Below are 14,311 nucleotides of genomic sequence, written 5' to 3' on the forward strand. Positions count from 1 at the left end.
GGATCGAGCGGAGAGACGACGGAGCGGCGGGGCGGGTTGTAAAGAGACGGCAAAGCCGTCCGGCGTGCGTCGTTCAAGGCCGCCGGGCTCGCGGGGTCGGGATCAGGGCCCCGGCACAGGCAGGGCCGCCCAGCGCCTCGCGCAGCTCGCCCCGGCGCCGTATCCCCAACTTCTTGTAGACGTTGGTGAGATGGGTCTCCACGGTGCGCCGGGCGAGGTGCAGCAGGGCGGCGATCTCCGTGTTCGTGCGGCCGTCGGCGGCCAGTTGCGCGATGCGGCGCTCGCTGCCGGTGAGCGCACCGGAGCCGGTGCGGGCGGCGCTCATGCGGCGGGCGCCGCCCTCGCGCAGGGCCGCCTCGGCCAGGGCGTGCAGCCGTGGCGCGCGGAGGCGCTCGGCGCGTTCGACCGCCTCCCGCAGGCCGTCCCGGGCCCGGGCGCGGTCGCCGGCGGCGGTCAGCTGCCGGCCCTGCGCGATGAGCGCGGCGACCAGCTCCGGCTCCGTGCCGATGCCGGCGTCCCGCAGCAGCCGTACGGCGTCCTCGGCCAGCTGCAGACCGCGTCGGCCGCCGGTGACCGTGCCGAGCGCCCGCAGGGCGCGGCCCACCGTGCGGGGCGTGCCCCACACCCGGGCCAGCCGCAGCTCCTCCTCTGCCAGCGCGAGCGCCTCGCGGGGGCTGCCGAGGGCGAGCCGGCACTCGGCGGCGGCCGAGCGCCACGGGGTGACGACCGGGCTGACCACCTCGCGGGCCGACTGACGGCGGCCGCACTCCAGAAAGTCGTGCAGGGCGCCTGCCGGATCGTCCGCGGCGGCGCGCTGCACGCCCCGCGCGTACAGGAACCGGTTCAGTTCCCAGGAGTCGGGCGCCGCGTGAAGGTCGAAGCCGTCCGCGAGCCGCCGTGCCTCGGCCGTGCGGCCCAGTTCCACGAGTGCGATCAGAGTGTGGGCGTGCGCGTTGGCGGGCCCGGCGTCCGCGGTCACGGGCGGTTCGGCGGGCAGCCGCCCGTACTCGCCGCGCGCCGCCGCGATGTCGGCCCGTACGTTGAGCAGCGCCTCGTGCATCGGGTGCAGCAGGTCGGGACGCTGACCGGCCAGGCCGCGGTCCACGAGCCGGTCCGCCTCGTCGAGTTCGTCGGCCCACTGGGCGACCGCGGCGGCCGTGCCCAGCAGGAAGGGCTCGGTCAGCGGGTCTGCCGGCTCGGCGAGCAGGGCGCGCAGCTGCTTCATCGCGTCGTCGGCCGAGGTCAGCCCGGCGGTCGCCGAGTACCGGACGAGCAGGGCCCGGGCGGCCGGCCCCACCAGCTCGGGCGAGCGTTCGGCGGTGTCGCACAGCCACCGGTACACCTCGCGGCGGACCGTCTGGTCCTGGTCGGACAGCAGGGCGGAGGCGCTGTGCAGGAGCCCCGCCAGATCGGGGCGGCCGGCGAGCTGGCCGTTCAGCGTGCGCAGCACCTCCACGGCGGCGCGGGTCTTCCCGCGTCCGGCCAGCGCGGTGCCGAGGGCGACGGCCGCGCGCACCCGGTCCTGGGGGGCGCCGGGCAGCCGCAGGGCCTCGGTGAGCCGGGAGATCCCGGACGCGGCCCCCGGGCCGGCGCACTCCAGGGAGCCCAGCTCGGTCAGCAGCCGCTGCCGGCGCTCGTCGGGCAGCGGCTCGTCGAGCGCCCGCCGCAGAAAGTCGACGGCGTCCTCGGCGCGGCCGTCGCGCAGGGCGAGGGCGGCGGCGTCCTGGAGCACGCCCGGCGCCCAGAGGTCGCCCACCGGGCCGGACAGCAGCAGTTGCCGGGCTACCGTCTCGGTGGGGGCGCCGCGGTGCAGCATCGTCTCGGCGGCCTGCCGGTGCGCCGCGCGCCGCCGGGCCGCGGGCACGCCGGTGAGCACCGCGTCCCGCAGCAGCGGATGGGCGTACCGGGGGCGGCCGTCCGGGTCGGCCCGCAGCATGCCGAGGCCGGTCATCGCGGTGAGCCAGCCCGTCACCCGGGCCGGGTCGGCACCGGCGAGCTCGGCGAGCAGCCCGCCCAGAGCCTCCGCGGAGCACCCGGGGTCGCCACCCGCCCTGCCGTCCCAGCCCTCGTCCAGGGCGGCGAGCGCCCGCGCCACCTCCGCCGTGCCGGGCCCGGCGCTGTCCAGCCACCACGACACGGCCGCCGGGTACGCGCCCGGGTACAGCGCGGCGGACGTCTCCGGCACGGTCGGGTGCCGGCCCGGTTCGCCGAGGTCGTCGAGGAGGGCGCGCAGCAGCATCGGGCTGCCCGCGCCGGCCCGTACGCAGCCGTCCGCCCACGCCTCGGTGGCCGCCGGGAACCGGGTGCGCACCAGTTCGGCCGCCGAGTCCGCGGTGAGCGGGGCCAGGGTGTGGGTGTGGACGAGGGCGGGCGAGAGGCTGTGGGTGAAGCCCGGTGCGGGCGGGTCGACGTCGTACTGGCTGCGTTCGGTGACCGCCAGCAGGATCGGCAGCCGTAACCGGTCCACGTGCCGGGCGGACTCCACCAGCCAGCGGTACGAGGGGGCGTCGGCGAGGTGGACGTCGTCGACCGCGATCAGCAGCGGGGACTCGTCGGCGTAACCGCGCAGGACCCGCCACAGCAGGGCGGCCTGTTCCCGCTCCCCGCCGGTCCCCTCGGGCTGACCGAACCACTGGACGGGGCCGAGGAGCTGGAGCACGGCGGCGAAGGGCACGGTGGCGTCGCCGGGTGCGCAGCGGGCACGCAGCACCCGCATGCCGTGGTCGGCGGCGGCCTTGGCGGCGGCCTCCAGGACCGTGGTCCGGCCGGTGCCGGTGGCCCCGCGCAGCAGCACCAGGCCGCCCGCACCGCTGCGAGCGCGCGCGGCCCCGGCCGCCAGCGCCGCGGCGGCCTCCCCGTGTTCGCGCGGCTGATCACCCTGCGGTCCGGACATCCCTGCCTCCTTGCTCGGACGGGGTCATCGTCGTAGACGTCGTGGTCGTCTGGGGGGTCACAGAGGTCGTGACGTCACACATGTCATGGAGGTCACACACGTTGTGTCATGGAAGTCACACACGTCGTGGTCGTTGTACGGCCGATCTCGTGGTGCCGCTCGTGGTGCTCCACGATTGCGCGGGCCTCCGCGGCCCCAGGAGTGTGAGGAACGCACGCCTGCCACCGGCCCCGCAGAGGTGGCGCGCACGTGGACATGGGGGGGAACACTTGCTCAGCTCATCGCGGACCACACACCCCGGTACGGCCGACTCCGCCGACCGGATACCGGTGGCGGTGCACGCCCCCGACCCGATCCTGCGCGAGGGAGTGCTGGGCCAGTTGCGCCGGTACCCGGAGGTCGACCTCCGGAAGGAGGGCGACTCAGGCCCCGGCACGGTGGCGCTGCTCGTCGATGACGTGCTCGACGAGGCCGCGCTGACCCGGCTGCGCCGGCTGGTGCGCAGTGAGGGGGCTCGGGCGGTGCTCGTCGTGAGGTCCCTGCGGGAGGCCGAGCTGCTCGATGTGATCGAGTGCGGGGTGGGCGCCATCGTGTGGCGCCACGAAGCCACCGCGACCCGCCTGGTGCAGGCCGTCCTCGCGGCGGCCCGCGGCGACGGCGACCTGCCGGCCGACCTGGTCGGCCGGCTCATCAGCCAGGTGGGCACGCTGCACCGCAGCGCGGCCGGCCGTCCGGGCGCCGCCGCCTCGGGTCTGACACCGCGTGAGGTGGACGTCCTGCGGCTGGTCGCCGAGGGGTTCGACACCGGACAGATCGCCAGCAAGCTGTCCTACTCCGAACGGACCGTCAAGAACGTCATGCACGGGCTGACCACCCGGCTGCACCTGCGCAACCGGGCGCACGCCGTGGCGCATGCCCTGCGGGAAGGCTACCTCTGACCGAACGGGCATCCGATGCCGACCTCTTGGGCACTGCGCTCTGCCCCGCGGCCGTCCCCGGCGTGCCTGCGGGAACGGCCGCCCCGGAGGGCAGGATCGGTGACGGCGGCAGGCGGACGAGGCTGGGCACGGCAGGGCGGGAGCACGACGGTGATCCACGAGGTGGACGAGGTCCTCAAGGCCCTGCTCGGCGGTGGCGCGCTGGCCGGCTCCGGCATCGACGTCGCCTTCGACGCCCCCACCCGCGACTGGGCCGCCCGCCGCAACGCGCCCACGATCAACGCCTACCTGTACGACATCCGGGAGGACGTGAACCGCCGCCAGCGCGGTCACATCCCGGTGCTCGACGAGCGCGAGGTGGTCGTCAAGCGCCGCCAGCCGCCGCGCTGGTTCCGGCTGTCGTACCTGGTGACGGCGTGGACGAAGCAGCCCCAGGACGAACACCGGCTGCTGTCCGCCGTGCTGGCCACCCTGATCCCGCGCGAGCTGCTCCCGCCCTCCGAACTGCCCGGCGCCCTGGGCGGACTGGGCATGGCGGTACCGCTGTCGGTGGCCGGAATCCAGACGGAGTCACGTTCCCTGGCGGAGATCTGGTCCGCGCTCGGCGGTGAGCTGAAGCCGTCCCTCGACCTGGTGGTCACCGCGCCCTTCCCGGCCTACCCCGAGTACGACGCCGGTCCGCCGGTCACCGAGGGCGCGGCGGTCCGCGTACGCGCCCTGGACGGCATCCCCGCGGAGGCGGAGGAACGCGCGCACCGTCCCCGGCAGGTGGCGGCGGCCCGGGACGCCCGGAGGGCGGCCAGGCGTCGCGGCGGGGCGGGCCGGGCGACGTGACCACGTGGACCCCGGCGTACGACATGACGGCATCGGCATCCGACCCGGCCGCCCCACTCCTCGCCCGCCTCGCCGCCCTGCGCGACCGGGTCGCCCTGCTGGTCGAGCACCGCTCCGCCGACGACCCCACGGCCACCGATCCCCTGCGCGGCCTGTACCTGTCGGACGAGGCGGTACGGCATCTGCTGCGCCCGGCGCAGCCCCCGCCGCCCCCGCTACCCGACTCCGCCGAGCCGCCGGACGACCGCCTGGCGGCCCTGTCGGCCCGCTTCGGCCTGACCGAACTCGACACCGCCCTCCTCCTCATCGCCCTGGCCCCCGACCTGGACCGCACCTTCGAGCCCCTGTACGGCTACCTCAACGACGACGTCAGCAGGCGACGGGCCACCGTCGCCCTCGCCCTCGACCTGTGCGGGATCCCCGCCCACTCGGCGGGCGCCCGGGCCCGGCTGCACGCCTCGGCCCCGCTGTCCGCGCTCGGGCTGCTCACGGTGGAGGAGCCCGAACGTCCCTTCCTCAGCCGCTCGTTGCGCGTACCCGACCGGCCGGCGGCGCACCTGCTGGGCGACGACACCCCCGACGCGGCGCTCGCCGGGCACCTCCATCCGCTGCCGGCGCCCCCCGAGTCGTACGACGAAGACCCCGGTGACGACGGCGACTTCACCCGCTTCGTCCGCCGGCTCGCCGCCCGGCTCACCGCCGGTCCCCCGCTCACCGCCTATCTCCGCGAGGGACGCGAGGGCGACGGGCTCGCCTGCGTCGCCGCCGCCCTGGACACGGCAGGGGTCCCCGCCCTGCGCTTCTCGGGACCCGAGGAGCGCGTGCCCGAGCTGCTGCGGGAGGCCCGGCTGGGCGGGCAGGCTGTCGTGGTCTCCGGGATCCCGGACCAACCCCGCGTGCTGCTGCGGGAGTTGTGGGCGGCTTCCGACATCACCGTCCTGATCGCCGGCCCGCGCCCGTACGACCCCCAGTGGTGCGACCACGACCCCCTCGTCCTGGAGGTGCCCCGGCACCGCGCGGGGACGGTGCGCACCTGGTCGGCCGCTCTCGGCGAGGAGCCCGGCTTCGATCTGGCGGCCACCGTCGCCCCGTACCACCTCCCCGACGACCGCATCGCCCGTGCCGCCCGCGCCGCCCGGGGCCTCGCCGGCTTCGAGGGCGCCCCGCTCTCCCCCGCCCATCTGCGCCTCGCCGCCCGCCAGCAGTCCGCCTCCGGCCTGGAACAGCACGCCCGCCGGATCCGTCCCGCCGTCGACTGGACCGACCTCGTGCTCCCCGAGCGCCCGCTGACCCAGCTGCGGGAACTCGCCCTGCGCGCCCGGCACCGCGACCGGGTCCTCGGCGACTGGCGGCTCAGCGCGGGCGGCGGCCGGGGCCGGGGCGTGCTCGGCCTGTTCGCCGGCGAGTCCGGCACCGGCAAGACGCTCTCCGCGGAGGTCGTCGCGGCCGAACTGGGCCTCGACCTCTACGTGGTCCAGCTGTCCTCCGTGGTCGACAAGTACGTCGGCGAGACCGAGAAGAACCTCGAACGCATCTTCACCGAGGCCGACCGCACCGACGCCGTGCTGCTCTTCGACGAGGCCGACGCCGTCTTCGGCAAGCGCTCCGAGGTGAAGGACTCGCACGACCGGTACGCCAACATGGAGAGCGCCTATCTGCTCCAGCGGCTGGAGTCCTTCGACGGCATCGCCCTGCTCACCACCAACCTGCGCGCCAACATCGACGAGGCGTTCACCCGGCGCCTGGACCTGGTGGTCGACTTCCCCTTCCCCGACGCCGAACAGCGTCTCGCCCTGTGGCGGCACAGCCTGTCCCACGTGCCCTGCGCCGACGGCATCGAACCCGGGCCGGTGGCCGCCGGCTTCGAGCTGGCCGGCGGCTCCATCCGCAGCGCCGTGGTGACCGCCGCGTACCTGGCCGCGGGCCGCGGCGACGTCGTCACCGCGGCCGACCTCCTGGAGGGCGCCCGCCGGGAGTACCGCAAGGCGGGACGGCTGCTGCCGGGCGAAGGCACCTGGTAGCGGCCCAAGGTCCTAGTCCTGCACCCGCCACTTCTGGTTGGCCGTGCCGGCGCAGGTCCACAGCTGCAGCCTGGTGCCGTTGCCGGTGCCGTTGTCCACCGCGTCCACGCACTTGTCGGCCTGCGGGTTGACCAGGTCTCCGGCGGCGCTCAGTACGAACTGCTGCGCGGGGTTGCCGCTGCACCGGGCCAGCTGGATCGCCGCCCCGTCGTCCTTGGAACCCCAGGCCACGTCCATGCACAGGCCGAGCGAGCGCACGGTGCCGTCGCCGCGGAAGTCCCACTTCTGGTTGGCGCTTCCCGCGCAGTCCCACAGCTGCAGCCGCGCGCCGTCCTTGCCCTCGCCGCCTTGCGCGTCGGTGACGTCGATGCACCGGTTCGACGGCTGCCCGATGATCAGCTGCCCGGCGGCGGCCGCGGTCTGCTCGGGCGAGGCCTTCGACCCGCCCGGCTTGCTGCCGCCGCTGCCCGACCCGGAGGAGTCCGAGCCGCCGCCCGATGTCTCCGAGCTCCCCGGCCCGCCGGGCTGCTCGGTCTGCTCCCCGCCGCTCCGCGCCGAGGCGGACGCCTGCGGTGCCGCCGGAGTCAGCGGCGGACTCGGCGAACGGGTGGGTGCGAGGGTGGCGCCGGCCTCCGCGGTCTTCTCGGTGGCGCCGGTGCGCACGTTGGGCTTGTAGGCGATCCACAGCATCACGAACGTGATCGCGAGCGCCATGAAGACACCGAAGAAGGTCGCCAGCCAGCGGGGCAGGAACCCGCGCTGAATGTAAGTGCCCTCGATGGGAAGCGCGTTGGCGCCCGAGCGCTGCACGGCGAGGGTGTAGGGCCGCTGCTCCTTCGCCCCGAACCAGATGATCTTCCGCGGCTTGAGGGTTGTCTTCACGAACGCGGCCCGACCCGGCTCGATCTGGACGTTGCTGGGACGGATGTCGTACGACAGCTGGTCGCCGTTGTCACTGCCGCTGACCGAGGCGGTCAGCCGAGTGTTGCCGAGGTTGTCGATCGCCAGCCTCGGCCGGCCCCGGAACCGCCCCTTCACCGTCGGCGGCACCAGCTCCGCCCGCACCTCCGTGAACGGGGTGATCGTCAGATTCCCCTCGGGCACGGTCGTCGCCTCCGGATGCTCCGTCGGCGTGATCCGCACCGCGTACGGGTTCGGGCCCGCCGTCGCGTCCGGCGTACGCGGCGGCGCGAACGTCAGCTCCACCGTCCCCGTCGTCCCCGGGTACAACCGCAGCGTCTGCGGCTCCACACTCGTCCACGGCGCCACCGGCCCCACCGGCTCGAAACGGTACTCGTCCACCACGTCACCGGTATTGCGCAGCCGCAGCCGCACACGCGTACTGCCACCCGGATCCACCGTCGCGGAAGCGGGCTCGAGAGAGGTCCAGAGAGTCATGCGATCACACCGTCAGCTTGATGGCTTCGATCCACCGCGAGTTGTCGAAGGCGCCGGCGGTGTTGAGGTCGGGGCGTGCGTTGTTACAGGCCTGGCCGCTCCAGTCCTGGTCGCGGACCTTGACCATGTTGCAGGCCTGGCCGGAGCCGACGTTGTAGACGAAGGTCACCAGGTAGGGGGCGTTCTTCTTCGTGCTGCCGACGTAGTTGTCCTTGCCGTCGGCGACGATGGCCGTCCAGTTCGGCTTCCACTTGCCCTGACCACTGGTCGACTGGGGGTCGTACACCATGACGTTGGCGGCGGAACCCTGGACGCCGTACACCGCGATGTTGAGAGCCTTGATCGGCTTGTCCTGTCCGACCGTGCCACTGACGGTGCCGTCGCACGCCGGCTTCTGCCAGCCTTCGCCCCGGACGTAGGAGCGGTAGCAGATGTGCCGCCCGCTGGGGTCGTGCGCGGCCAGGCGGTTCACGGCGGTCGCCGCCGTGTCGGTCTTGGGCTTGGCCGTCACCGTGGGCCCGGCACCGCCGCCGTCTCCTGAACCGCCCGCCCCGGCCGTGGCACCGGAATCGGCGGCCGGCGGTGTGGTGGTCGCCGCGGGGGCCGGTGGCAGTGGTGGCGTCGAGGTCGCCGAGGGGCTGGGGGCGAGGGTGGCGCCGGCTTCGGCGGTCTTCTCGGTGGCGCCGGTGCGCACGTTGGGCTTGTAGGCGATCCACAGCATCACGAACGTGATCGCGAGCGCCATGAAGACACCGAAGAAGGTCGCCAGCCAGCGGGGCAGGAACCCTCGCTGGACATAAGTACCCTCCACAGGAAGGGGGTTGACGCCGGAGCGGAGGACGTTCAGCGTGTACGGTCGCTGTTCCTTCGAACCGAACCAGATGATGCGGCGCGGTTTCAGGGTCGTCTTCACGAAGGCCGCCCGGCCCGGCTCGATCTGGAGGTTGCCGGGACGGATGTCGTACGACAGCTGATCGCCGTTGTCGCTGCCGCTGACCGACGCCGTGAGCTTGGTGTTGCCCAGGTTGTCCACGGCCAGACGGGGGCGGCCCCGAAAGCGTCCCTTCACCGTCGGCGGCACCAGCTCCGCCCGCACCTCCGTGAACGGGGTGATCGTCAGATTCCCCTCGGGCACGGTCGTCGCCTCCGGATGCTCCGTCGACGTGATCCGCACCGCGTACGGGTTCGGGCCCGCCGCCGCGTCCGGCGTACGCGGCGGCGCGAACGTCAGCTCCACCGTCCCCGTCGTCCCCGGGTACAACCGCAGCGTCTGCGGCTCCACACTCGTCCACGGCGCCACCGGCCCCACCGGCTCGAAACGGTACTCGTCCACCACGTCACCGGTGTTCCGCAGCCGCAGCCGCACACGCGTACTGCCACCCGGATCCACCGTCGCGGAAGCCGGTTCCAGAGAAGTCCACAGGCTCACGCCGCGACGCTAGCCGGGGTGCGGTGCGGGCGCAGCGGACGGATGGGCAGACTTCACGGCGCAAGGTCACGGGGCGTTGCCCTTGTGGACATCCGGCGGGGCATTTCCCCAGCCTCAGGTCCGCGGCGCCCGTGTTCCGGTGGCCGTCAGGATGAACTGAGCGTAGGAGTCGGCGTTCATCAGTGCGCGCTGCCCCATGGCGTACCAGTTCGGCTGCTTCGCCGGGGAGGGCTCGTCCTTGCCGGTGTAGGCGCCCGGGTCGCGGACGGCACGCCTGCCGAGCATCGCGGCGTCCCGCGCCGCCGCCTCGTCCGGCATGATCGCGGCGAGTTCCCTCTCGTACCCTTCCTCCTCCAACTCCTGGTCGTACGGGCTGTACTGGTAGTCCAGAGTGCCGGCGAACCGGTGCGTGGCCTCGTGGATGACGTACCAGGCGTTCTGGCCCTTCTCCGTCAGGTGGATCGGGCCGGAGCGCCCCATGTCCATGGTGGGAAGCTCCTCGCTCTTCTGCTGGTTCGGGTTGAACACGCGGTTGGCGATGTCACGCGTGCTGGGGGCGACCCAGCCGGCGACGTCCGCCGGGGTGCCGGTTCCCTCCCCGACCAGGGCGATCTCCGTACCCGCCGAGTTCAGGCCGGCCTGGATGCGGCGCACGACCTCGGCAACCCGGGGCAGGAAGGTCCCGATCTGCGGGGGCTTCGCGCTGCGGAACTCGGGGAAGCCCGACCGGAGGCCGGCCAGCAGCGGGCCGGCGGGGTCGTTGCCCGCCGCTTGCAGCATGGCCAGCACCGACGCGATCTTCTCCTTGGCCTCGACGACCGCCCGGCGGGTCCGCATCTCGTGCCGCGGGTAGTCGGGGTCGGGGATGGTCCCCTTCTTGGAGAACCTGACGTTTCCGCTGCTGTGGTGCTGCCGGGTCACGTCGTCGTACCTGTCGCCCGGATGCGGTGTGACATCGGCGCCGATACCGAGTTGGGCGGAGGTGCGGACGTTGCCGGGGTTGGTCTCGTCCTGCCAGCGGACCTGTGGGCCGCCGACGGGATCCCGGAAACTGGAGCCCGGCACGAATTCCCAGACGGTGCGCTGGATCATCGGCACGCCGTGCCCCCTCCCGGCAGTGGGTCCGGCCGCGGTGTCCGCCCCGGGGGCGCGGATCGGCTGAACGGGCACCGGACCGCTCATCACCTGCCGGGCCTTGTTCACCGCGTGCTGTTCGCCCGCGTCGTTCTCGTCGGACATGCGCACCCCGAAGCCCGTGTCCGTGCCGGGCACGGGGCCCGCCATCTGGTCCTCGACATGGGTGAGCTCGTGCGCCCAGTCCTCCTTGGTCATGGTGTCACCGACGACCACGTTGTTTCCCGACGTGTACGCCTTGGCCCGCAGCTCCGCCGCAGACTCACGCGCCAGAGTGCCCGTGTGCACGCGCACGTGGCTGAAGTCGGTGCCCCCGAACCGGGCCTCCATCTCCCGCTGGATCACCGGGTCCATGCTCTGCCCGGGGGATTCCAGCACCTTGTGCACCAGGGCACGGCGTTGCACCGACGGCACGTGCCCGCAGCCGGCGTCGTGCTCGTGCCGCTCCTGCGCCACCGCGCGCGCCACCGCCGCGTTGCCCGCGGTGCGCTGGAGGGCGATCAGCCCGGCGGCGGTGCCGCTCACGGGAGCACGCGAGGTGACCGGGCCGGCCGGGAGGCGGGAAGGCGCGGTCGGGGTGGTCTGCTTGCGGTCCTCCGGTGCGTGCATGAACTCCCTTTCGGCCCTGCGGCGACGGCGTTTCCTCGACCGGCGTCTCACTGGCTGCGACTACCGGCTTCACCTACGGGTACGGGGGCCGGATCCGGGTGCGCAAGGGCCTCAGGGGCAATCGTGGGGGCACTCCCGGCCGGAGCTGCCCCAACGGGCACGTCCGGGGGCAACGGCGATGCCCCCGGAAGGGAACCGACGGCCGTTTCCCGGGGTGCGCGCGCGCGTGAGGCTGGAGGGCGTTCCTGTCTCGTACCCCGAGGAGAGCAGAGCATGCCGTCCTACCTGTCGCCCGGCGTCTACGTCGAGGAGGTGGCCAGCGGCTCACGCCCCATCGAGGGGGTGGGCACGTCGGTCGCGGCCTTCGTGGGGCTCGCGCCGACCGGTCCGCTGAACGAGCCGACCCTGGTGACCAACTGGAGCCAGTACGTCGCGGCCTTCGGTGAGTTCACTGAGGGGTACTACCTCGCGCACTCCGTCTACGGCTTCTTCAACAACGGCGGAACGGCGGCCTACGTGGTCCGCGTCGGCGGCTCCGCCGAGGGCGCGCCCGTCGACGGCACGGCAGGCAGCGCCCCCGCCGCCGTGACCGGTTCCGCCGCCCCGGCCGCGCTGCCGCCGGCCGAGCCGCAGCAGCTCGGCACGTTCACGGTGGCGGCCATCGCCCCGGGCAGCAACGGATCGCTGAGCGTCGAGGTCGCCGACCCGGAGGGCGAGGGCCCGGCCGAGCGGTTCAAGCTGATCGTCAAGGACGGCGACAAGCCCGTCGAGAGCTTCGACGTCACCGCCAAGAAGGGCGGCCGCAACTACGTCGTCACGCAGGTCAAGGAGCGCTCCAAGCTCATCACCGTCACCGAGGCCGCGCCGGCCGCGCAGCTGGCCCGCCCGGACAACCAGACGGTGACCCTCGCGACCCCGGCCGCCGCGCCCGCCGCACCGTCGTCCGGGGCGTCGGACGAGTCGCACCCGGGCCCGGGCCACTACCTCGGCGACTCCGCCGACCGCACCGGCTTCGGCGGCCTGGAGGCGATCGACGAGGTCTCCATGGTCGCTGTGCCCGACCTGATGGCCGCCTACCAGCGTGGCGCGATCGACCTGGAGGCCGTCAAGGCGGTCCAGCTCGGCCTGATCGCGCACTGCGAGCTGATGGGCGACCGGGTCGCGGTCATCGACCCGCCGCCGGGCCTGAACGCCCGTCAGATCCGGGTCTGGCGCCAGGAGACGGCCGGTTACGACTCCAAGTACGCGGCCCTCTATTACCCGTGGATCAAGACCTTCGACCCGGCCAGCGGCCAGTCCCGGCTGGTCCCGCCGAGCGGCCACGTCGCCGGCGTCTGGGCCCGCAACGACTCCGAGCGCGGGGTCCACAAGGCGCCCGCCAACGAGGTCGTGCGCGGCGCGGTCGACCTGGAGCTCCAGATCACCCGCGGCGAGCAGGACCTGCTCAACCCGATCGGCGTCAACTGCATCCGCGCGTTCCCGGGCCGCGGCATCCGGGTGTGGGGCGCACGCACGCTGTCCTCCGACCCGGCCTGGCGCTACCTCAACATCCGCCGGTACTTCAACTACCTGGAGGAGTCGATCCTCATCGGCACACAGTGGGTGGTGTTCGAGCCGAACGACCACGCCCTGTGGGCCCGCATCCGGCGCAACATCTCGGCGTTCCTGGTCAACGAGTGGCGCAGCGGCGCCCTCTTCGGCCAGCGGCCCGAGGAGGCGTACTACGTCAAGTGCGACGAGGAGACCAACCCGCCGGAGTCGGTCGACGTCGGCCGGGTCGTCTGCGAGATCGGCATCGCGCCGGTCAAGCCCGCCGAGTTCGTGATCTTCCGGCTGGCCCAGTTCTCCAGCGGAAGCGGGGAGTTGGAGGAGTAGGCCGCATCATTGCTCCCCTTCCCAGCTCTTCCTCACCACCCCTTAGAAGGACCCGAAGGACAGCGAACACATGAGTCTCCAGCCGGGTGACGCCCTCACCTCACACAATTTCGGCCTGCAGATCGACGGCGTGATGGTCGAGTACCTGGCCGAGGTCAGCGGCCTCAGCATCGAACAGGACACCATCAAGTACCAGCAGAACACCCCCAACGGCCAGAACGTGGTCAAGATCCTGCCGGGTGTGAAGAAGGACGGGACCTGCACGGTCGTCCGCGGTATGACCCAGTCGGGTTCCTTCACCCAGTGGATCAACGATTCCATCGCCGGACAGATGACCACGGCCCGCAAGAACGCCTCGATCATCATGATGGACTTCCAGAACAACCCGGTGAAGCGCTATCACCTGCGCAACGCCTGGTGCAGCAAGGTCGACGCGAGCACGGTGAAGGCGGGCGAGGCGTCCGCGCTCACCGAGACCGTGACCATCGTGTTCGAAGAACTGGTCATCGAGTAATGCGGCGTACGGCTGCCAGGGCCGGCGGCGCCGTCGCGTACTCCGGTGCCGAGGCGCCGGAGGAGGAGGCGGGTGCGGAACTGCCGGGGCCGGAGCCGATGCCGGCCCCGGTACCCGCCGCCGCGCAGCAACAGGAGTCACTGCGTACGGAGTTCCCCTTCCAGCTGCCGCGCGGATACGTCGACGAGTCGGGCACCGTCCACCGGGACGGCGTGATGCGCCTGTCGACGGCCCGGGACGAACTCGTCCCGCTGCGTGACGTGCGGGTGCAGGAGAACCCGGCGTTCCTGTCGGTGGTGCTGCTGGGCCGGGTCATCACCCGGCTCGGCACGCTGCCGATGGTGCACGACGGGATCGTGGAGAACATGTTCGCCTCCGACCTGGCCTTCCTCCAGGACTTCTACCGCCAGATCAACGCGGAGGGCCACACCCGCGCCGCCGTGCGGTGTCCGCACTGCGCGGAGCCGTTCGAGGTGGAACTCGGCGGGAGCCGCCTGGGGGAATCGTGACGTACGCGACCGACCGGCTGCACGAGGAGATCGCGTACGTCGCCTACCACTTCCACTGGAGCCTGGAGGAGATCCTGGACCTGGAACACCACGACCGCCGCCGTTACACGGACCAGATCGCGTCCCTGGTGACGCGGGCCGGCGGGGAGGGCTGAGC

At 73.0% G+C, this 14,311-nt stretch carries 11 protein-coding genes; 7 read left to right on the plus strand and 4 right to left on the minus strand.

What is annotated here, in order from left to right:
* Positions 1 to 73: 73 nt before the first annotated feature.
* Entirely contained in the window at positions 74 to 2,893 is a 2,820-nt protein-coding gene (locus tag ACIBBH_RS13860) for a LuxR C-terminal-related transcriptional regulator (protein WP_399404463.1), read from the minus strand.
* A 269-nt stretch (positions 2,894 to 3,162) separates the two neighbouring features.
* Here ACIBBH_RS13860 and ACIBBH_RS13865 point away from each other — a divergent pair, with 269 nt between their 5' ends.
* The 3 genes from ACIBBH_RS13865 (at position 3,163) to ACIBBH_RS13875 (ending at position 6,686) form a co-directional block, all read left to right on the plus strand.
* Positions 3,163 to 3,831 carry a LuxR C-terminal-related transcriptional regulator gene (locus ACIBBH_RS13865; protein WP_399404464.1) on the plus strand — a complete coding sequence of 223 codons (669 nt, stop codon included), beginning with the start codon at positions 3,163 to 3,165 and terminating at the stop codon, positions 3,829 to 3,831.
* A gap of 150 nt (positions 3,832 to 3,981) precedes the next feature.
* A complete protein-coding gene (locus ACIBBH_RS13870) occupies positions 3,982 to 4,665 on the plus strand; it encodes a DUF4255 domain-containing protein (RefSeq protein ID WP_399404465.1) in 684 nt (227 codons plus the stop codon).
* 23 nt (positions 4,666 to 4,688) lie between these two features.
* Positions 4,689 to 6,686 carry an ATP-binding protein gene (locus ACIBBH_RS13875; protein ID WP_399404661.1) on the plus strand — a complete coding sequence of 666 codons (1,998 nt, stop codon included), beginning with the start codon at positions 4,689 to 4,691 and terminating at the stop codon, positions 6,684 to 6,686.
* 12 nt (positions 6,687 to 6,698) lie between these two features.
* Here the strand turns inward: ACIBBH_RS13875 and ACIBBH_RS13880 are convergent, their stop codons facing one another.
* The 3 genes from ACIBBH_RS13880 to ACIBBH_RS13890 all read right to left on the minus strand — a co-directional run bounded on the left by ACIBBH_RS13880 (position 6,699) and on the right by ACIBBH_RS13890 (position 11,256).
* Positions 6,699 to 8,084 carry a ricin-type beta-trefoil lectin domain protein gene (locus ACIBBH_RS13880; RefSeq protein WP_399404466.1) on the minus strand — a complete coding sequence of 462 codons (1,386 nt, stop codon included), beginning with the start codon at positions 8,082 to 8,084 and terminating at the stop codon, positions 6,699 to 6,701.
* Between the two features lie 4 nt (positions 8,085 to 8,088).
* Entirely contained in the window at positions 8,089 to 9,513 is a 1,425-nt protein-coding gene (locus ACIBBH_RS13885) for a hydrolase (RefSeq protein ID WP_399404467.1), read from the minus strand.
* Positions 9,514 to 9,627: 114 nt separating this feature from the next.
* A complete protein-coding gene (locus ACIBBH_RS13890) occupies positions 9,628 to 11,256 on the minus strand; it encodes a DUF4157 domain-containing protein (protein WP_399404468.1) in 1,629 nt (542 codons plus the stop codon).
* Positions 11,257 to 11,529: 273 nt separating this feature from the next.
* Here ACIBBH_RS13890 and ACIBBH_RS13895 point away from each other — a divergent pair, with 273 nt between their 5' ends.
* From ACIBBH_RS13895 to ACIBBH_RS13910, 4 genes are all read left to right on the plus strand, one after another.
* Positions 11,530 to 13,131 carry a phage tail sheath subtilisin-like domain-containing protein gene (locus ACIBBH_RS13895; RefSeq protein ID WP_399404469.1) on the plus strand — a complete coding sequence of 534 codons (1,602 nt, stop codon included), beginning with the start codon at positions 11,530 to 11,532 and terminating at the stop codon, positions 13,129 to 13,131.
* Between the two features lie 70 nt (positions 13,132 to 13,201).
* Entirely contained in the window at positions 13,202 to 13,645 is a 444-nt protein-coding gene (locus ACIBBH_RS13900) for a phage tail protein (protein WP_399404470.1), read from the plus strand.
* Positions 13,645 to 14,154, plus strand: coding sequence for a hypothetical protein (locus tag ACIBBH_RS13905; RefSeq protein ID WP_399404471.1), 510 nt, complete (start codon positions 13,645 to 13,647; stop codon positions 14,152 to 14,154). Before ACIBBH_RS13900 ends, ACIBBH_RS13905 begins: the two co-directional genes overlap by 1 nt.
* Positions 14,151 to 14,309 (plus strand): DUF6760 family protein, encoded by a 159-nt coding sequence (locus ACIBBH_RS13910; protein ID WP_399404472.1) that lies wholly within the window; start codon positions 14,151 to 14,153, stop codon positions 14,307 to 14,309. Before ACIBBH_RS13905 ends, ACIBBH_RS13910 begins: the two co-directional genes overlap by 4 nt.
* The last annotated feature ends 2 nt before the right edge of the window (positions 14,310 to 14,311 follow it).

The sequence above is a fragment of the Streptomyces sp. NPDC051636 genome (genome assembly GCF_044453765.1).
Lineage (GTDB): Bacteria > Actinomycetota > Actinomycetes > Streptomycetales > Streptomycetaceae > Streptomyces.